A 19,454-nucleotide genomic window follows, 5' to 3' on the forward strand; every position below is an offset into this window, starting at 1 on the left:
CGACTTGCATGTATTAGGCACGCCGCCAGCGTTCGTCCTGAGCCAGGATCAAACTCTCCAAAGAATTTGATATAGCTCTTGAAAATGACGAAGCTTGCGCTTCAATCAAAACTTGTAAAACTTTTTTTGCCTCATCGTTCAGTTTTCAAAGTTCGTCTGTCACACTTTGGCGACTTAGATATCTTAACAAGTTTCAACCAAATGGTCAATAACTTTTTTAAGATTATTTTTTCATTCGCTCTCGGCAACGTCTATTAATATATCAATAAAACTTTAACTACGCAATAGCTTTATTAAAAAAACTTTAAAAACTAGAAACATTCTTTGTTTTTTTATAGTCTGCGACGTTTCCCTCCCCAGTTCCTTCATTATATAGAGAAAAAAAGACGAGACTTTCGCCTCGTCTCAAGTTCGTAAATTAGAAAGGGACACTTGTCGTCGCTTTGCTTCTTTTAGATAAAAAAAGTATAGTGCTTCAGCCTGCTTCACTTGGGCAGCCAGTTCACCAGTGTCTTCAACGCTCACTTCAAGCATGTGGCGCTTCGTTTCGTACTTCGCCTTCGCATCTAACAGTTCTCTTAGGAACCGTTGATCATAACTATCCCGCAAAGGTTTGCGAAACCACCTCATAGTTCTCGGCGACCTTCCATCGCCCGGGAGAGGGTTACTTCATCCGCATACTCTAAATCGCCCCCGACAGGAAGTCCGTGCGCCAGACGCGTCACTTTAATCCCGGTCGGTTTGAGCAGTCTCGATAGATACATCGACGTAGCTTCCCCTTCAATGTTCGGGTTGGTCGCCAAAATCACTTCACTGACCGCTTCGTTCTCTTGTAGACGCGTCAGCAAACTCGATACGTTAATATCTTCAGGTCCAATCCCTTCCATCGGGCTAATCGCCCCATGTAACACATGATACTTCCCTCGATATTCCCGCATCTTCTCCATTGCAATAACGTCTCGTGAATCTTGCACGACACAGATGATCGTTTCATCTCGGTGCGAATCTTTACAGATCGCACACGGATCGACGTCCGTAATATGTCCGCACACTGTACAGTATTTAATATCACGCTTCGCACTGACAAGCGCCTTGGCGAACGTCAATACATCGTCCTCTTCCATATCTAATACATGGAACGCTAGCCGGATGGCAGTTTTCGGACCAATTCCTGGCAACTTTGTAAAGCTTTCAATCAAGCGTCCGATTGCTTCAGGGTATTGCAACTCGCATCTTTCCTTTCTTCACTTAAAAACCTGGAAGGTTCATCCCTTGCGTAAAACGTCCCATCTTATCGTTGACGAGTTGGTCGGCTTGTTTCATGGCGTCATTGACAGCCGCTAAAACAAGGTCTTGCAACATATCGACGTCATCTGGGTCGACCGCTTCTTCCGCGATGATGATATCCATTACTTCTTTATGGCCACTGACGATCACTTTGACCATCCCGCCTCCGGCTGTGCCTTCAACCGTCAAGTCCTTTAATTCTTCTTGCGCTTTCGCCATATCTTTTTGCATTTTCTGCATCTGTTTCATCATGTTGTTCATGTTTCCCATTCCACGCATATCGAGCGCCTCCTTTTAAATTTCTTCGATTTCAACGACATCTCCAAATCGTTCGACAGCTTGAACAATGAGCGGGTCTTCTTCGACCTTCTCTTCTTCTTTATGGTCTGAACGTTCGGATTGTTTACGAAGGATGAATTCGTTTTTTAACTCGACCCAATCGCTCTCGAGCACGGCCATGATTTCTCGACGGATCCCCGTCACTTCGAACAACGCTTGCTCGATCACATCGCGGGTCCGGCCGTTTGAACTGACCTGCTCGTAGTGCCATGTCATCCCATCTTTAAATTGTACCAGTAAGGTGTCACTTGCACAAAGGACAGCTTCACTCTCATAGAACAGCGCGAAAATCGGGCCGTCCACCGTACGGATGTTGACCATAATGTCTTCCCAACTATCACGGATTGCATTCAAATGCTGCCGCTCAGCCCGTTGCAACAACTGGCGGATCCGTTCTTTCGGAACACGAACTTGCGTCCGCTTCATCACTTTCGGCTTCTCGGCAGCGGCCTCTGTGACCGCTATCCCATTTTTCTTCACTTCATTCAACTCACGACTCAATTCACGTACTTGGTCTTGAAGTTGCTTCATTTGCTCGGTCATCGTTCGTCCTTGTTCAGCGATACGAATGAACGTCAGCTCGACCAGCACTTTCGGATGGTTGGATAAGCGCATTTGTTGCTGACACTCATTCAATTCTTCGATCACTTGAAACAGCTCGTCCGTCGAGGTCGTTTCCACGAATTGGCGGAACGTCTCGTTCGGACGGGCTCGCTCTAGTAAGTCTATCGCTTGTGGAGATGCTTTTAATAGAAGGGCATCACGGTGCACGAACACGAGATCTTCGATAAACCGTTTCAAGTCCTTCCCTTCACGCAACATCGTCTCAAGCGTCTTCAGAATTTGATCGAGTTGTCTCTGTTGCAATCCATAGGCCATATCAAGGAGAGCGTCATCCGTAACCGCACCCGTCACTTCGAGCACTGCCTCTTCCGTCAAACGGCCGTCACTGAACGCAAGCGCTTGGTCAAGCAGGCTCAATGCATCACGCATCCCACCGTCAGCGGCACGGGCAATCAGTTTAAGCGCTTCTGGATCATAGTCATAATCTTGGTCGTTCAAAATGTAAGCCATTCGTGTCTGGAGTTGACCGACTTCATGCCGCTTCACATCGAAACGTTGGCAACGTGAGATGATGGTCGCCGGAATCTTATGGGGCTCCGTCGTCGCTAAAATGAAGATCGCATGGGGTGGGGGTTCTTCCAACATTTTCAATAGTGCATTGAACGCCCCTGTCGAAAGCATATGCACTTCATCGATAATGTACACTTTATAACGCGCTTGCGAAGGCGGATACTTGACCTTGTCTCGAATTTCGCGGATCTCATCGACCCCGTTGTTTGAAGCGGCATCGATTTCGAATACATCCGGGCTCGTCCCTTCCGTAATCGCCACACAGGTCGGGCACGTATTACACGGTTCCCTCGTCGGCGCCGTTTCGCAGTTAATTGCCTTCGCGATAATCTTCGCGAGGCTCGTCTTCCCCGTACCTCGCGGACCAGAGAATAAATAAGCGTGTGACATCCGTTCTTCGAGTAACGCATTTTGAATCGTGCGTGTGATGTGTATTTGACCGACTACCTCTTGGAATGACTGCGGACGATAGACCCGATACAATGCTTGATACGCCATGTCCCCGCCTCCTTTCATCGTTTCATCTTTTATTTCATCATACAAAAAAATCTACAACCCTGGGGCCGTAGATTAAAGTTATTAAATAAATCTGCCGCGCACCGATTTCTGAAAGCACGTCAATGTGCGTTACTCATGCAGTTTGCTCGGCCCAAGCACCCCTGCGGCACACGGTACGTCACCACTTAAGGCTGCTTCCTTCCGGACCTGACCTGGTTCATGGGTGACCGTTGCGCAGGACTCAGACGTCAACGCCACTTACACGAGGACGGGCCACACCAATGCACTCCCTCGAATCGGAATTCAGTCTCGCTATAGCGGATTGCGAGTTACAGGGCACCGCTACCTCCCCGCCTAGCACGGCAAATGGGTAAATGAAGTTAAGCACTTCTTCGAGTGCTATTACATTATACTGTTTAATCAGATGCGTTGCAACCTCTCTGTTCAAGCCGAGCCTGCTTCTTCCGTTCTCGAAGGCCGCGGAAGAAGGTTGTTAGTAGCTCTCCACATTCTTCTGCTAAAACGTTTTCGGTCACTTCAGCTTGATGATTGAACCGATCGTCTTGAAGAAGGTTCATGAGTGTCCCGCAACATCCGCCTTTGGGATCGCGGGCACCAAACACGACACGCTTCACGCGCGAGAGGATGATCGCACCCGCGCACATCGGACAAGGCTCTAACGTCACGAACAGTTCACAGTCTTCAAGCCGCCAGTTACCGAGTACCGTATTCGCTGATTCAATCGCAATCATCTCGGCATGCGCCGCCGCCAATAAATCCGTTTCACGCCGGTTATAGCCGGTCGCGATCACGTCTTCTCCTTTAACGATGACACAACCGATCGGGACTTCCCCGATTGCTTCCGCCTTCTTTGCTTCGGCGATGGCGAGCCTCATAAATCGTTCATCCCGTTCCATATTAACACCCCGTTTCTTGTCACATAGTATGAAAAAAAATGAAAATCATTTCGCTCGCCCTATCTTCTTCATTGTGTGCTAGAATGGAACTTGCACTTTGGATAATGGAGGATGACATCATATGTTTATAACGGTAGAGGGACCGATTGGTGTCGGGAAAACGTCACTGGCCCATATCATCAGTCAGCACTTTTCAATGCAGATGCTGAATGAAATTGTAGAAGAAAACCCATTTCTCGGCAAGTTTTATGAAGATATCGAAGAATGGAGTTTCCAAACGGAAATGTTCTTCTTATGCAATCGATTCAAGCAATTAGACGATATCCACAAACACCACTTGAGCCAACAGCAATCCGTCGTTTCAGACTATCATATTTTCAAGAACTTGATTTTTGCCCACCGTTCGCTGAGACCAGCCCACTTGAACAAGTATGAGCAAATCTATAAGATTTTGACACATGATATGCCGAAACCCGATGTCGTCATCTACTTGCACGCCAGTATCGAGACGCTTATGAAACGCGTAGCGTTGCGTGGACGTGAAGTAGAAGAGAACATGTCTCGCGACTACCTCGAACAACTCGCCCGGGATTACGAAACGTTTGTCGAATCGTACCGTGCGACTCACCCCGAAGTGACGATTCTTTCGTTCAGCGGAGACGAACTTGATTTTGTCCAAAACCCGGACGATTTGACGCACGTTCTCACGACGATTGAACGCGAACTAGAATTGACTAAAGGAGCCCAACTAAAATGACCCTGAATGAAAAATATAACATTCCGAATGACACGATCATTACGATCGGTGGAATGGTCGGAATCGGTAAATCGACAATCACGAACTCGCTTGCCGACGCCCTCAATTTCCGCACTTCTCTCGAGAAAGTGGACACGAACCCATACCTCGATAAATTCTATCATGATTTTGAGCGTTGGAGCTTCCATCTTCAAATCTACTTCTTGGCAGAGCGGTTCAAAGAACAGAAGAAAATCTTCCAATACGGCGGCGGCTTCATTCAAGACCGTTCGATTTATGAAGATACAGGCATCTTCGCGAAGATGCACTATGAAAAAGGCACGATGTCGCCGACAGATTACGAGACGTACTCAAGCCTGTTCGAAGCAATGGTGCTCACGCCGTTCTTCCCACACCCTGATCTACTGATCTATCTCGAAGGCTCATTCGAGCAAGTGCTCGACCGCATTCAACTGCGTGGCCGTGAGATGGAACAACAAACACCAATCGCGTATTGGGAAGAAATGTACGCCCGCTACACGGAATGGATCAACAACTTCAACTTGTGCCCGGTACTTCGTCTATCAATTGAAGAATATGACTTGATTAACGATCCGGATTCAGTTGAACTCATTCTTGAAAAAATCGGGAAACAATTGACAGTCGCTCGTGAAGCAAAAGTAAGATAAAAAGATGATGCCCCGCTCAAAAGCGAGGCATCATCTTTTTTTACGGCTGGGCAATCGGGCGTTTTCGATGTGTCGGTGTTTTCCAAGCCTTCCGGTACCCGTCAATCGTATCAAACACAGCCGCCAGAATCGTGATGGCCACGACCAATCCGAACACCCACCCGAACGAGAACACGTCGTTCGGGACATTTAGTTCGACCCAGTCGATAAAGCGCGGGTCGAACAAGCGCGACGAACCCGCCATCCAAATGATAAAGGCGGCTGAGGCCACGTTATAGATCAAATTGAACGAGGCGAGTGCATACGTCCAACGTCCTTTCACCCATTTCCAAACACCGAGGACGACTTGAAGCAAAATGACGGCTAAGAACAACCAGACCACTTCAAACAAGAACGATTGATTAAAAATCGGAACAATCATCGAAAAACCTTCCCCTGTCGACTCATAAATCCCGAGAAACCGCTCGGCGTTCAAATACACCCCGAACCAAACCGCCGTAAAGAACAATCCGAATCCGGCATCCAATTTACTAATCCGTCCTCCGCGGTCCCGATCACGCAATGTGGACACATTCCAACTCATGTCAGGGGCGATCGCATCGCTCGGCGCGTAACGCTCAATTAAAAAGAAGACGAGCGTGATCCAAAAAACGAGTTGAATCCCAACGTCCCATAACGTGTCGAACAAATTCGTGAGAAAGATTCCGATTGTCGGCATGGCCGGTCCAGAGAATGTAGGGATGCTCGCCATGAGCAAACCGAAGAAGACTACAGCCATCACGATCGGGACGACGAGCTTGACCACATTGACATACATCGGGAAAAACTTAGGTCCAATCAAATACTGGCCGTCTTTATAACGCGCAGCAACGATGGCCGGATGTCCCATCTGTTCGAGCACGCGCTTCACTTCCGTCTCGGTCGGCTGATCCGGCAGCTTCGCTTCGATATCCTCCCTAATAGCAACGGCAGCTTCGTCTCTCCGCTTCGGCGGGACATGCCTGACCACTTCATCGACATACGCTTCAATCCAGTCCATGACGCTCCTCTCCTTCCTAACGCGCCACCAGTCTCTACCTTATTAAGATTCCCGATTCAAGCCGAGATTAGCCACTTTTCGCTGTTTCGCCACAAACAAAAAAAGCCGCAGACCGTAGTCTACGACAAAAAAAAACGCATCTGCCTGTGCAGACGCCTAAAAAGCGGAGTTGGTGGGATTCGAACCCACGCGAGCCTTACGACTCCTAACGGATTTCGAGTCCGTCCCCTTCAGCCGGGCTTGGGTACAACTCCAAGCTGAAAAAAGTGTAAAAAAAAAGAAAGTGGAAGAGGTGGTGGGATTCGAACCCACGCGGGCTGTTACACCCCTGACGGTTTTCAAGACCGTTCCCTTAAACCACTTGGGTACACCTCCACGATGTATGCAATTGTTGAGCCTCTAAATAAAAATGGAAGAGGTGGTGGGATTCGAACCCACGCGGGCTGTTACACCCCTGACGGTTTTCAAGACCGTTCCCTTAAACCACTTGGGTACACCTCCACGGCTCGTATGCAGTTGACGAACAAACATCTCGCTCGACATGATTTATAGTACCAACTCAGCAAGCAGATGTCAAACCCTTTTGTAAAAAAACATTTAAAAAAAAGCCTATCCGGAATGATACGTTCGGATAGGCCATTCCTCGTTTAACGGGGAAGTTCAATTTTTTCAATTCCGCCCATGTATGGACGCAGCGCTTCTGGGATGACGACCGATCCATCGGCTTGTTGGAAGTTCTCTAAAATCGCGGCGACGGTCCGACCGACGGCAAGCCCTGAACCGTTGAGTGTATGCACGAACTCCGGTTTGGCATTCACATCACGACGGAAGCGGATCCCGGCACGACGCGCTTGGAAGTCCTCGAAGTTTGAGCAAGATGAGATCTCTCGATATACACCTTGAGCCGGCATCCATACTTCAATATCGTACTTCTTCGCTGCGGTGAAACCGAGGTCGGCTGTACACATGCTGAGTACTTGATATGGAAGACCGAGGCGTTTCAACACTTCTTCCGCGTGTCCTGTCAACAACTCGAGTTGCTCGTAAGACTCTTCTGGTTTGACGAAGCGGACGAGCTCGACTTTGTTGAACTGGTGCTGACGGATGAGACCGCGTGTGTCACGACCGGCAGATCCCGCTTCTGAACGGAAGCAAGCGCTGTAAGCTGTATACGTGATCGGCAAGTTCGCTTCAGCGATAATCTCATCGCGGTGCATGTTCGTCACCGGTACTTCCGCTGTCGGGACGAGGAAGTAATTCGTGTCGGCCACTTTGAACGCATCTTCTTCAAATTTAGGCAACTGACCCGTCCCTGTCATCGCGTCACGGTTAACCATGTACGGTGGGAGCACTTCAGAATAGCCGTGCTCATCGGCATGCATATCCATCATGAAGTTGATCAACGCCCGTTCTAAGCGAGCACCTAATCCTTTATAGAAGACGAAACGGCTTCCCGTCACTTTACCGGCGCGTTCGACGTCGACAATTTTCAAGTCTTCCATCACGTCCCAATGCTGTTTCATCTCAAAATCGAACTCGGGCTTCGTTCCGACTTCGCGGATCGTGACGTTGTCGTCTTCTGTTTCACCGATCGGCGTTGATTCATGCGGGATGTTCGGGATGCTGAGGAGAATCATGTTCAACTCGGCTTCCACTTCACGCAATTCCTCGTCGAGCAACTTGATCTCATCACCAAGGCGGCGTGTTTCAAGGATCGGTGCTTCCGCGTCTTGCTTGTTGCGCTTGAGCTCAGCGATTTGTTTCGTCGCCTCATTTCGTTTTGCTTTCTTCACATCGACCTCGTTGATGAGGTCCCGGCGTTTCCCTTCTAACTCCGGGAAACGGTCGAGCGCACTCAAGTCTTCACCGCGTTGGGCGAGCTTGGTTTTAATCCCTTCAAAATCTTGACGTAATCGTTTGATGTCTAACATAACTAGTTCCTCCTTTTTTGCATAAAAAAGGTGGCACGCCCCTTTCCCGTAGGAAAGGGACGAACCACCTTGGATCCGCGTTGCCACCCTCGTTGCCTAAAACTAGGCCACTCGATGCACGTAACGTGTGCGTGACGTGACTTGTTTCCAAGTCAATGCTCCGAGGCCGATTCAGTTACGTCGTCCCACTAGTTTGCACCAACCACTAGCTCTCTGTAAGTAGATGACTGTAACGTACTTTTCCTCATCGTTGCATCTGTCATTGAATTAATCTTACTTTACAACATCTCGACTCTATCGACAAGACTCAGTTTTCCTAGGACGAGTCGAACCTCCTCTAAAAAGTCTGCGAAGGCCCGGCTCATCCGAGTCAAAAATGAAGCGGTCTCGACTGATTCGGCAGTCACAAGTGTTCCTGTCGGCGGACTCTCGCCGTCAAGATAGCGGACGCTCTCTGAAGGTTCAATCGTGACCGTCCCGACTTGTTGATCGACTGCGACCGGTGCTTTCGTGTCCGGAAGGTCATAGACTGGTTCAGGGACGGCTTGTCCTTTCTCGACGAGCACTTCGAACGCCGCTGTCGTCCGCGCAGCTACCGTTTCAACTTCTCCCTCGGCGACGAATACATTCTCCGGCACGATTTCTCCGGTCCGTAAAATCGGTGTCATGACAAAGTCGCGATAAGCGAACTCATGAAGTGCTTTCGTCGCCTCATAGCGCCCGTTGTCCGTCTCGGCCCCAAGGACGACGGAGAGCACGGTCCGACCATCTCGTGTCGATACGCCGATGAAGCAATAACCGGCGTCATCCGTCGTGCCCGTCTTAAAACCGAGCATCCCTGGATACGCCAAATCGCGGCCTGAAAGCATCCGATTCGTCGCTTCGAATCTGACGCCGTCAATGTCGACATACGCTCGCTTCGTCACGTCGAGCACATCCGGAAATTTCGTCAAGTAGGCGAGCGCGAGCCTCATCAAATCATTCGCCGACGTCAAGTTTTCTCCTGGACGCCCTGCTGATACAGAATCTAGTCCCGAGACGTTCGCGAACGTCGTCTGGGTCATGCCGAGCTCGGTTGCCCGCTCGTTCATCTGTTGAACGAACACTTCTTCCGACCCCGCCACCGCCTCGGACAGCGTCACCGCGGCCTCGTTCGCCGAGCGGATGAGCGCCACGTCATATAGTTCCTTGACTGTATACGGTTTATTGACGAGCGGGATGCGGGCGAGCCCTGGTTTACGCGTCAAGGCCAATGCCGCTTCACTCGGCGTCACTTCTTCGTTCCAACTCAGTTCTCCTGACTCGACTGCCTCCCGAACGAGGAAAGTGGTCATCAGCTTTGTGATCGACGCCGGTGGGAGCATCGCATCTTCATCTTTCGAAAAAAGAACCTGCCCGGTCGTCATATCGACGAGCATCGCACCGCTCGCTTCGACTTTAGGCGCTGCTGAAGCGTTCATCGGAAAAACAATAGTTATAAGGACAGCGCATATGAGCACCGATACAATCCATTTATCTTTCACAGTCTTGCCCCTTTCTGTACGTGTCTCGTTACAGTGTAGCAGAAAAAGACCCCCTAGTTACAGGGAGTCTTCGACTCATGCGAGTTGATGCTTCGTCGCCTTGACGATTTCTAAGAAGTAGCGGTGCATCGACAAGTCATCCGTCAGTTCTGGATGGAACGAACAGGCAACATATTTGTCGTAGCGCACTGCAACGATTGCTTCTTCGACCTCGGCGAGGACTTCGACGTTAGCGTCAACCGCTGCTACTTGCGGGGCCCGGATGAACACTGCTTCAACCGCGTCATCGAGTCCTTTGACCGGTAAATCGACCTCGAAACTGTCGACTTGACGTCCGAACGCGTTGCGCTTGACGATCATCGGGATTTTGCGAAGGTGGGCATCATACCCTTCCACTTCGGTCGCGAGTAAAATCAGTCCGGCACATGTGCCGAACATCGGCAACGATGTGTTCGCACGAAGCGGTTCGAGCAGGTCATAGCGGTCGAGCAGACGACGCATCGCCGTGCTCTCCCCGCCTGGCAAGACGAGTCCGTCGATGCGGTCCAAGTCATCGACCGAACGGACGACGAGCGTATCTGCACCGAGCGCCTCGAGCATGCGGACGTGTTCACGAATCGCACCTTGCATTCCGAGTACACCGATCGTCGTCATCTTACCAACCTCGCGGCGCCATGAGCTCTTCTGGTTTGAGCGTGCGGACGTCGAGTCCTTTCATCGCTTCGCCAAGACCTTTTGACAAGTGAGCGATTCGCTCGTAGTCGTCATGGTATGTCGTCGCTTCAACGATGGCACGGGCAAATTTCTCTGGGTTCTCTGCTTTAAAGATACCTGATCCGACGAAGACGCCGTCCGCACCGAGGTGCATCATGAGTGCCGCGTCTGCCGGCGTCGCGATACCACCTGCTGCGAAGTTGACGACCGGAAGACGGCCCGCTTCACGAATTTGCATGAGCACTTCGAACGGGGCACCAAGGTCGCGCGCTTCTGTCATCACTTCATCGATGCTCATTGAAAGCAAGCGTTTCACTTGTGCTTGGACGGTACGCATGTGACGAACCGCTTCGACGATGTTTCCTGTCCCTGGCTCACCTTTTGTCCGGATCATCGCTGCACCTTCACCGATGCGGCGTGAAGCTTCTCCGAGGTCACGCGCTCCGCAGACGAACGGCGCATTGTAATCACGCTTGTAAAGATGGAACTCTTCATCGGCCGGTGTCAACACTTCGCTCTCATCGATGAAATCGACCCCCATCGATTCAAGGACACGGGCTTCGGCGATATGTCCGATGCGGCATTTCGCCATGACCGGTACAGATACCGCTCCCATGACATCTTCGATGATTGTCGGGTCTGCCATCCGGGCGACGCCACCCATTTTACGAATGTCTGATGGTACGCGCTCGAGCGCCATGACTGCCACGGCTCCTGCTGCTTCAGCAATCTTCGCCTGTTCAGCGTTGATGACGTCCATGATGACGCCACCTTTTTGCATTTCGGCCATTCCACGTTTGACTTTATCTGTCCCTACTTGTCTCTTTTCCATATAAATCGCCTCCATTAAGCTAGTCTACTTGCAAGTATAGATTGATTTGACTATATTGAAAGTGCCAGTTTTATATTTTTTAAAGTGGTCAGTTCTAGGAGAAGGGTTCATGCTCGTTTCCTCGAATTTTATTACGTATAAGGGAGGAATGTTTTATGGACCAATGGAACCCGCGAGATCAAGCGGAAAACCGTTCCTTTTACGGGAAGCCTGGACTGATTTCGTTCATTCTCGTCATCGGATTCGTGCTCTATGTTTTCTTCGGCTGACAGAAGAAAGGACAACTTATGGATATGCTCACATTCTCGCTCGAGCCCGAATCGAGCACCCCGCTTTATGAACAGCTCTATTTACACATCCGGCAAGCGATCGTCGACGATACGCTCATGACCGGGACGAAACTGCCGTCAAAACGGAAGCTCGGCCAATTTTTGGACGTCTCGCAAACGACGGTCGAGCTCGCTTACGCCCAGCTGCTTGCTGAAGGATATATCGAGTCGCTGCCACGGAAAGGGTTTTACGTCTTGCCGCAAGAAGAGCTGTACGTCAGGCGTGGCACCAGCACGATCGAACCGCTTCCGACGAAAAAAACATACACGTTCGACTTATACCCGAGTCAGATCGATACGACCGCATTCCCGTTCGAACGTTGGCGCCGTCACTTGAAACAAGTCGTCGCCGAGGAGAATCATGAACTGCTCGCACTCGGGTCGGTGCAAGGCGATCTCGTGCTCCGCCAAGAAATCGCCACGTACTTGTATCACTCCCGTGGCGTTCATTGTTCGCCCGAGCAGATCATCGTCGGTTCTGGGACCGAGCAATTGTTGCCTCAACTGCTCGACTTGCTCACCGACGCGACGACGTTCGGGATTGAAGACCCGGGCTATCCGCTCACGCGACAGCTGTTCGAACACCAAAATCGAAGCTACGTCCCGCTCCCGGTCGACGACAGCGGGGTCCTTGTCGACCGACTCGAGGCAGAGGCAATCGATGCGGTTTATGTGACCCCGGCCCATCAGTTCCCGACCGGTACGATCCTGTCCGTCAGCCGTCGCCAGCGCCTCCTCAACTGGGCGTCCGAGCGGCAAACGTACATCATTGAAGATGATTACGATAGCGAGTTTCGTTACAGCGGCAAACCGATTCCTTCGTTGCAAAGCATGGATCAAAACGAACGTGTCGTTTATTTGAGCACGTTTTCGAAGTCGCTCATGCCTTCGCTCCGCATCGGTTACATGGTGCTTCCGCCCCCACTGTTAAACCGCTATCGGGAACGGTATCGCCATTTCACCTGCAGTGTGCCGCGTTTCGAGCAACATACGCTAACCGAGTTTATGGCGAGCGGCGATTTCGAGAAACATTTGAACCGGATGCGTAAAACGTACCGCCGCAAACTTGAGACCGTGATCACGGCGTTCAAACCATACGAGCCGCTCGTCACAATCACTGGCGCCAGCGCTGGTCTCCACATCGTCCTCTCGGTCGATACAGCACAAACTAGCGAGCAATTGAAGCAACTCGCTGAACAGTCAGGCATTCGTATCAAGGCGATGGCCGACTATCGTATCAATTCACGCGACACGAGACCGCAACTGCTATTTGGTTTCGCCGCCCTGCCTGAAGCGACGTTACACGCGGCGATTGACCAGTTGATGACCTGTTGGAATATCGGGAAGGGAGGGCCATATGGGAAAACCTCGCGATGAAACAATGATCAGACGCTCACGCTACGTCATCGGCATCGTCTGTTTGTTGATCGGTAGCCTCTTTTTGACCGAGTCATGGTGGAAAGACCGTGTCGCCACCTCGAACAGCAAACGTGTGACTGAAGCGATTCAATTCCAACAGCCGGATCGGGGCGAATTCGACTTCGAAACGGTCGAACCGTTATCGTGGGACGACTTGTTAAACGTGCGCAATCGATTTCATGATTTGCCGACAATCGGCATGATCACGATTCCAGATATCGATTTAGAATTACCAATTTTGTACGGTCTCGACAATGAGAATTTAGCGGTCGGGGCTGGTACGATGCGCGCTTCCCAACAGATGGGGCGTGGGAATTACGCACTAGCCGGTCATTACACCCAAAGTCCGACAGCCTTGTTCGGACCGCTCCATACGATCAAGACGGGAACGATGATTTACGTGACCGATTTGACGAACACGTATCAATACCGGACGGAGGCACTCGAGACCGTTCCCCCGACACGGATCGACGTGCTTGACGAGACGACAGATGCGACCATTACCTTGATCACGTGCACGTTCGATGCGACGGAACGATTAATCGTCAAGGGAGAGCTCGTGCAGACAACACCTTATATCTCTAACTGAGCGTCCTTCCACACGAAGGACGTTTTATTGTTTTTCAAAAAACATATTGTGAGCGCTTACATAATCGGCTAAACTATTTCTGGAACCGTTTGCACAAAATTGACAATCCGTTGCCCTGTAGACGACCTATTTTACGAAAGAGGTGCTCTCATGAAGAAGAACAATACGGCACGACGTACGACGACATTACTCTTATCTTCTGTCCTGCTCATTCAAGCCGGTGTCCCGGTGAACGTCTTGGCCGAACCGACGACGGTGGCAGTCGATGGGAATAAAACCGATTGGACAGACGTCTCGGCGCTAGCGTCATCGGCAGATGTTGGTTGGCAAGGCTTCGATCTCGGCAATCTTTATCTTCAAAATGACAAAACGAACCTGTACTTCTATGTCGATGCGTTCAACGTCCCGAACTGGGGCGACAACGGCCAATACATAAACATCGCCCTCCAAGTGAACGATGAAGATTCTGGCGTCGCCACGAACCCACTCGGTTATCCGTTCAACTTTAGTCAAACAGACAAAAAACCACAGTATCACATTTTACTTCGTGTCGATGGGGACAAGTCTGTCAAAGAAGCCGCGCTCTATGAAGCTGGGAAGACGACCCCGCTCGCGAACTTGGCAAACTTGAACGGTGCTTCGTTCGCCCTCGACCGGACGACAGGATTCGAAGGGAAAATCCCGTTGTCGCTGCTCGGTTTAAAAAATGACGACACGGTCCGTGCTCTCACCGTCCTCAGCGGAAATAATGCCGGTGAACACGGTGCGTTCGATACGATTCCGAGCAACGGATCTAACAAACTAGCTGACAGCTGGAACGTCTCGGCCAACCCGTCGACTCAATCTGTGTACAGCCCGGCCTATACACTCAGCGGCGTCGAGACAGTGACGCAGCTTGAAGTAACGAACGTCGACCCGGCGAATCAGTCTGTAGATGCCGACGTATCTGCTCCCATCACCTGGACGTTCAATGAGCCGGTGACGTTAGACGCCTCAAATGTCAGCTTGATGAGCGGAGAGACGGCCGTCCCGTTCACTGCCGAAGCAAACGGTTCGACCGTGACTGTCACGTCGACGAGCAAACTCGGACTCGGTCAGACGTACACGGCCACATTGCCAGCCGGGGCCGTCAAAGGTAATCTATCGACCACGACGCTACCCGCGCTGACGACTTCGTTCAAGACCGTCACGGAGCTGGCTGATCCATGGAAGACGCAGCGGTACATCGAAATGCTGTACGTCCGCGCCGATCAAGACTATACCGATTGGAACTTGTGGACGTGGAGCACCGGGGCAAAAGATGGACAAGTGGATCCCCACAAAATTACGGAAGACGGCGCCATTTTCCGAATTCCAGTCGGGAAAGATGCGACGAACGTCGGATTTGTCATCCGTAAAGGAACCGATTGGGCGGTCAAGGACGCTTACGGTGAAGACCGTTACGTGAAACTCGGAAATGATCGTGTCACGAAAGTCGTCGTCGCGAGCGGCCAAGGCGCCTTCCATCAAGTACCAACCATTCAAGGACCGGTGTTCGAGGACGGGACCGTCACGTTCTTCTATCGGGACAAAGACTTGTACGAGGCAGGACAGCTCGATCAACTCGACCGTGTCGCCTTAAACGTGAATGGCGTGACCTATCCGATGGCGTATGAGGATAAGAACGAATGGTACCGTCATACCGTCCGTCTTCCGGAAGGGACGCATGACTATACGTTCCTCGTCACAAAAGACGGCGTCACGACCGAAGTGACGGATCCCTATTTTGAAGCGTCAACCGTCGAATACCGTCGTCCGGCCGTCAAACTCACGTCTTCGATCGCACCGAAAGCGATCAGTTCGCGGGAGAATGCCGTCGTTCACGTCAAACCGACGCTACCAGAAGGCGTGACGCTTCGTGAACTCTATATCGATGCCCGCCCGCTTGGTGGACCGGCTAAACTTTCAATCGATCCGGCACTCAATAAACAGACGATCGCAGTCAAAGATACGGTCATGCCAGGCAACAAAACGTTGACGATCACGGCCGTGGATCAATATGGCAACGTCCATAAAACGACGGCTTCCGTAAACGTCCGACCGGTCACGATGAAAGACAAGCAAGCGTTTGACTGGGACGAAGCCCGGATCTACTTCATGTTGACGGATCGTTTCCACGATGGCGACAAGACGAACAATAATCCGAACGGTGAATATTATGACCAAGATCATCTCGAGTCGTATCACGGCGGCGATTTCGCCGGGATCACGAAAAAACTCGACTATCTCGACAAGCTCGGGATCAACACGATTTGGATTACCCCGATCGTCGATAATATCGATTGGGATCTCCGCTACGGTAAAGATGGCTCTCAATACGGCTATCACGGTTACTGGGCCAAAAACTTCGAGAAACTTGATGAACATCTCGGAGACATGCAGGCGTTCCATCGCCTGATCGATGCGGCCCACGCACGCGGCATCAAGATCATGGTCGACGTCGTCTTGAACCACCCAGGCTACGGAATGGAACCAGGCGCCGACAGCACAGGGGCGACGAATTTCCCTACGAACAAGGAACGTGATGCCTTTAAAGGCATGATTCGTGACACGCCTGTCGACGGGGACGATTTGAAAATGTCGCTCTCCGGCCTTCCTGACTTTAAGACAGAGGAAGCTGCCGTCCGTGAACAACTCGTCAAATGGCAGACTGACTGGATCAAGCGTTCGAAGACGAAACAAGGGAATACGATCGATTACTTCCGTGTCGATACGGTCAAGCATGTGGATGCGACGACATGGAAATCGTTTAAGAATGAACTGACAGCGCTCAAGCCAGACTTTAAAATGATTGGTGAGCATTACGGGGCGAGTGTGAACAACACAGGCGGCTATCTCCGGAGCGGCCAGATGGATTCGTTGCTTGATTTCGACTTCAAGTACCAAGCGGAAAATTTCATCAACGGGAACATTGATGGGGTCGAGAGCGCTCTTCAATACCGGAACACCCAACTCTCAAACGAAGCGACACTCGGCCAGTTCCTCAGCAGCCACGATGAAGATGGCTTCCTCATCTCTCGTGCTGGCGGCGATGAAGGTAAGCATATGGTCGCAGCCTCGCTCCAAATGACGGCGAAAGGGCAACCGGTCATCTACTATGGAGAAGAGATCGGTCAATCTGGGAAACATGCCTTAGACATGGACAAAGGCGAGTTTAACGAAAACCGTTACGACTTTGACTGGAAACGGGTGAACGGTGAAGGCAAAGACATGCACGCCCACTATCAAAAGTTGCTCAACATTCGGGCGGACTATTCAAAAGTGTTCAGCAAAGGAACACGTTCGGTCGTTGCCGGCGGTTCGAGCACCGGTTATTCGATTTTTGAACGGGCTTACGGCAAAGAGTCTATTCTTATTGGATTGAACACGAAAGAGTCGGCTCAAACGGCGACGTTCGAAACAAAGCACAAACAGAACACAGTGCTCGTCGACCGCTATAGCGGACGGACATACGTCGTCAAGCGCGACGGCAAGGTGACCGTGAACCTACCAGCGCAAGATCAAGGCGGTACGGTCATCCTCGTCTCTAAAGCTAAAAAATGATCAGCAAAAAGCCGTTGTCCCTTTTCAGGAGACAACGGCTTATTTGTTAACGTGAATAATTTGGTGCTTCTTTTGTAATGTGCACATCGTGTGGGTGGCTTTCTTGCAGGCCGGCTCCAGTCATTCGAATGAACTGCGTATCTTCTCGCAATGCTCGAATGTCGGCAGCGCCGCAATAGCCCATTCCCGAACGAAGGCCACCAATGAGTTGATACACCGTGTCGGCCAGCTCGCCTCGGTAAGCGACGCGTCCTTCAATGCCTTCTGGGACGAATTTTTTATCCGCTTCTTGGAAGTAACGGTCTTGACTGCCTCGCTTCATCGAAGCTTCCGATCCCATACCACGGTAAGTCTTAAACTGACGACCTTGATAGATCTCCATCTCACCTGGGCTTTCTTTTACGCCAGCCAAGAGACTACCGAGCATGACAGCGCTTGCGCCAGCAGCGATTGCCTTGACGATATCGCCCGAGTACTTGATTCCACCGTCAGCGATGACCGTGACACCGTGTTCTCGTGCTTCTGTCACGCAGTCGTAGACTGCCGTGATTTGAGGGACACCGACTCCGGCAACGACCCGTGTCGTACAAATCGAACCCGGTCCGATACCGACTTTGATGACTGAAGCGCCGGCCTCGATCAAAGCACGTGTCGCTTCTGCCGTCGCCACGTTACCGGCGATGATTGGAAGTGTCGGGAACAAATCACGCAGTTCTTTCACTTTCTCGATGACACCAGCCGAGTGGCCGTGTGCTGTATCGACAACGAGCGCATCCACGCCTGCATCGACAAGGATTTGAGCACGCGAAGCAGCGTCTTTTGTTACCCCGACAGCTGCCGCCACAAGAAGACGCCCTTGTTTGTCTTTCGCAGCGTGAGGGAATTGCTCAACCTTCTCGATATCTTTCGTCGTGATCAAGCCCTTTAAAACGCCGGCATCGTCGACGAGTGGTAACTTCTCGATGCGGTGTTGGTGCAGAATTCGCTCTGCTTCTTCAAGAGAAGTTCCGACTTTTGCAGTGACAAGATTTTCTGTCGTCATGACGTCTTCGATCACAGTCGAGTAGTCTCTGATGAAGCGAAGGTCACGGTTAGTCAAAATACCGATCAATTTCCGTTCTTGTTCAGAATTGACGATGGGGACACCGGAAATGCGGTATTTACTCATTAAATACTCGGCATCGTAAATTTGGCGCTCTGGCGTCAAATAAAATGGATTCGTAATGACTCCGTTCTCCGAACGTTTCACACGGTCGACATGCTCTGCTTGCATTTCCATCGACATGTTTTTGTGGATAACGCCAAGACCACCTTGACGCGCCATGGCGATTGCCATCGGTGCTTCCGTCACTGTGTCCATACCAGCGCTGATGACTGGAATGTTTAACTCAAGCCCTTCACATAGCTTCGTGCTCAGACTTACATCTCTTGGCAAGACATTTGAAAACCGCGGTACGAGTAAGACGTCATCAAACGTTAATCCTTCTTTTGCAAACTTGTTTTCCCACATAAAAATCGATTGCCCCTTTCTCTATCGGACCCGAATCTTTGTTTCGAAATATTTCTGTAATGGTAACAGGTATGGCTCGAAAGTGCAATTCAATTCACGATGTTCAGAAAGTTCAGAATTGTGTTCATTCCTGTTGAATCCTTCTCAAATCATTCGGAAAATGTCCACGTTATCGGAAGGCCAAGTCAATAATAATCGGTTTTAGAAATAGAAAAAGACGACCAAGCATGTGCTTGGTCGTCCTTCATATGGCCTGGCAACGTCCTATCCTCACAGGGGGAGACCCCCAACTACTTTCGGCGCTGAAGCGCTTAACTTCCGTGTTCGGCATGGGAACGGGTGTGGCCGCTTCGCTATCGCCACCAGACAAGGGATTGTTCCCTGAA

Annotated in this window: 16 protein-coding genes, 3 tRNA genes, 2 rRNA genes, 1 other RNA gene and 1 other annotated feature; of the genes, 5 read left to right on the forward strand and 17 right to left on the reverse strand. The window is 50.8% G+C overall.

Annotation, left to right across the window (positions count from 1 at the left end; genetic code table 11):
- The 7 genes from EVJ21_RS14985 to tadA form a co-directional block, all read right to left on the reverse strand.
- Window positions 1-64 (reverse strand): 16S ribosomal RNA (locus EVJ21_RS14985); the annotation flags it as partial.
- A gap of 341 nt (window positions 65-405) precedes the next feature.
- A complete protein-coding gene (locus tag EVJ21_RS14990; protein ID WP_236633568.1) occupies window positions 406-609 on the reverse strand; it encodes a YaaL family protein in 204 nt (67 codons plus the stop codon).
- A 17-nt stretch (window positions 610-626) separates the two neighbouring features.
- Entirely contained in the window at window positions 627-1,226 is a 600-nt protein-coding gene (recR, locus tag EVJ21_RS14995) for a recombination mediator RecR (RefSeq protein ID WP_070329500.1), read from the reverse strand.
- A 22-nt stretch (window positions 1,227-1,248) separates the two neighbouring features.
- The gene (locus tag EVJ21_RS15000; RefSeq protein WP_035386845.1) at window positions 1,249-1,566 is read right to left on the reverse strand and encodes a YbaB/EbfC family nucleoid-associated protein; all 318 of its coding nucleotides are present in this window, start codon (window positions 1,564-1,566) and stop codon (window positions 1,249-1,251) included.
- Window positions 1,567-1,581: 15 nt separating this feature from the next.
- Window positions 1,582-3,258, reverse strand: coding sequence for a DNA polymerase III subunit gamma/tau (dnaX, locus tag EVJ21_RS15005; RefSeq protein WP_131490788.1), 1,677 nt, complete (start codon window positions 3,256-3,258; stop codon window positions 1,582-1,584).
- A 94-nt stretch (window positions 3,259-3,352) separates the two neighbouring features.
- Window positions 3,353-3,621: signal recognition particle sRNA large type (gene ffs / locus EVJ21_RS15010), an RNA gene on the reverse strand.
- Window positions 3,622-3,674: 53 nt separating this feature from the next.
- Entirely contained in the window at window positions 3,675-4,175 is a 501-nt protein-coding gene (tadA, locus tag EVJ21_RS15015; RefSeq protein ID WP_016510583.1) for a tRNA adenosine(34) deaminase TadA, read from the reverse strand.
- Between the two features lie 121 nt (window positions 4,176-4,296).
- Here tadA and EVJ21_RS15020 point away from each other — a divergent pair, with 121 nt between their 5' ends.
- Window positions 4,297-4,932, forward strand: a complete 636-nt coding sequence (locus tag EVJ21_RS15020; protein WP_070329502.1) for a deoxynucleoside kinase — start codon at window positions 4,297-4,299, stop codon at window positions 4,930-4,932.
- Window positions 4,929-5,600, forward strand: coding sequence for a deoxynucleoside kinase (locus EVJ21_RS15025; protein WP_016510587.1), 672 nt, complete (start codon window positions 4,929-4,931; stop codon window positions 5,598-5,600). Before EVJ21_RS15020 ends, EVJ21_RS15025 begins: the two co-directional genes overlap by 4 nt.
- Window positions 5,601-5,640: 40 nt before the next feature.
- Here the strand turns inward: EVJ21_RS15025 and EVJ21_RS15030 are convergent, their stop codons facing one another.
- The 8 genes from EVJ21_RS15030 to pdxS all read right to left on the reverse strand — a co-directional run bounded on the left by EVJ21_RS15030 (window position 5,641) and on the right by pdxS (window position 11,639).
- Complete coding sequence (locus tag EVJ21_RS15030; RefSeq protein ID WP_131466536.1) at window positions 5,641-6,639, reverse strand: hypothetical protein; 999 nt, start codon at window positions 6,637-6,639, stop codon at window positions 5,641-5,643.
- A 164-nt stretch (window positions 6,640-6,803) separates the two neighbouring features.
- Window positions 6,804-6,893, reverse strand: a tRNA-Ser gene (locus EVJ21_RS15035).
- 30 nt (window positions 6,894-6,923) lie between these two features.
- Window positions 6,924-7,014: transfer RNA gene (locus EVJ21_RS15040), tRNA-Ser, on the reverse strand.
- A 35-nt stretch (window positions 7,015-7,049) separates the two neighbouring features.
- Window positions 7,050-7,140: transfer RNA gene (locus tag EVJ21_RS15045), tRNA-Ser, on the reverse strand.
- Between the two features lie 146 nt (window positions 7,141-7,286).
- The gene (gene serS, locus EVJ21_RS15050; RefSeq protein WP_131490789.1) at window positions 7,287-8,570 is read right to left on the reverse strand and encodes a serine--tRNA ligase; all 1,284 of its coding nucleotides are present in this window, start codon (window positions 8,568-8,570) and stop codon (window positions 7,287-7,289) included.
- Window positions 8,571-8,622: 52 nt separating this feature from the next.
- Window positions 8,623-8,830 (reverse strand) — a binding site (T-box leader).
- 18 nt (window positions 8,831-8,848) lie between these two features.
- Window positions 8,849-10,093: a D-alanyl-D-alanine carboxypeptidase family protein gene (locus EVJ21_RS15055; protein WP_236636599.1), complete on the reverse strand. Its 1,245-nt coding sequence runs from the start codon at window positions 10,091-10,093 to the stop codon at window positions 8,849-8,851.
- Window positions 10,094-10,168: 75 nt separating this feature from the next.
- The gene (gene pdxT / locus EVJ21_RS15060) at window positions 10,169-10,747 is read right to left on the reverse strand and encodes a pyridoxal 5'-phosphate synthase glutaminase subunit PdxT (RefSeq protein ID WP_131490791.1); all 579 of its coding nucleotides are present in this window, start codon (window positions 10,745-10,747) and stop codon (window positions 10,169-10,171) included.
- A 1-nt stretch (window position 10,748) separates the two neighbouring features.
- Window positions 10,749-11,639 carry a pyridoxal 5'-phosphate synthase lyase subunit PdxS gene (gene pdxS, locus EVJ21_RS15065; RefSeq protein ID WP_070329506.1) on the reverse strand — a complete coding sequence of 297 codons (891 nt, stop codon included), beginning with the start codon at window positions 11,637-11,639 and terminating at the stop codon, window positions 10,749-10,751.
- A gap of 287 nt (window positions 11,640-11,926) precedes the next feature.
- On the opposite strand from pdxS, the gene pdxR reads away from it, so the two are divergent.
- From pdxR to EVJ21_RS15080, 3 genes are all read left to right on the forward strand, one after another.
- Window positions 11,927-13,345, forward strand: coding sequence for a MocR-like pyridoxine biosynthesis transcription factor PdxR (gene pdxR / locus EVJ21_RS15070; RefSeq protein WP_131466542.1), 1,419 nt, complete (start codon window positions 11,927-11,929; stop codon window positions 13,343-13,345).
- Entirely contained in the window at window positions 13,326-13,976 is a 651-nt protein-coding gene (locus tag EVJ21_RS15075; protein WP_131490792.1) for a class A sortase, read from the forward strand. Before pdxR ends, EVJ21_RS15075 begins: the two co-directional genes overlap by 20 nt.
- A 150-nt stretch (window positions 13,977-14,126) precedes the next feature.
- Window positions 14,127-17,558: an alpha-amylase family glycosyl hydrolase gene (locus EVJ21_RS15080; RefSeq protein WP_131490793.1), complete on the forward strand. Its 3,432-nt coding sequence runs from the start codon at window positions 14,127-14,129 to the stop codon at window positions 17,556-17,558.
- Window positions 17,559-17,604: 46 nt separating this feature from the next.
- On the opposite strand, the gene guaB is transcribed toward EVJ21_RS15080, so the two are convergent.
- Both guaB and rrf read right to left on the reverse strand, forming a co-directional pair.
- Complete coding sequence (gene guaB, locus EVJ21_RS15085; protein ID WP_071398621.1) at window positions 17,605-19,068, reverse strand: IMP dehydrogenase; 1,464 nt, start codon at window positions 19,066-19,068, stop codon at window positions 17,605-17,607.
- A 251-nt stretch (window positions 19,069-19,319) separates the two neighbouring features.
- Window positions 19,320-19,435, reverse strand: a 5S ribosomal RNA gene (gene rrf, locus EVJ21_RS15090).
- Window positions 19,436-19,454: the final 19 nt, after the last annotated feature.

The sequence above is a fragment of the Exiguobacterium sp. SH0S2 genome (assembly GCF_004337185.1).
In the GTDB taxonomy this organism is placed as follows: Bacteria; Bacillota; Bacilli; order Exiguobacteriales; family Exiguobacteriaceae; genus Exiguobacterium; species Exiguobacterium aurantiacum_A.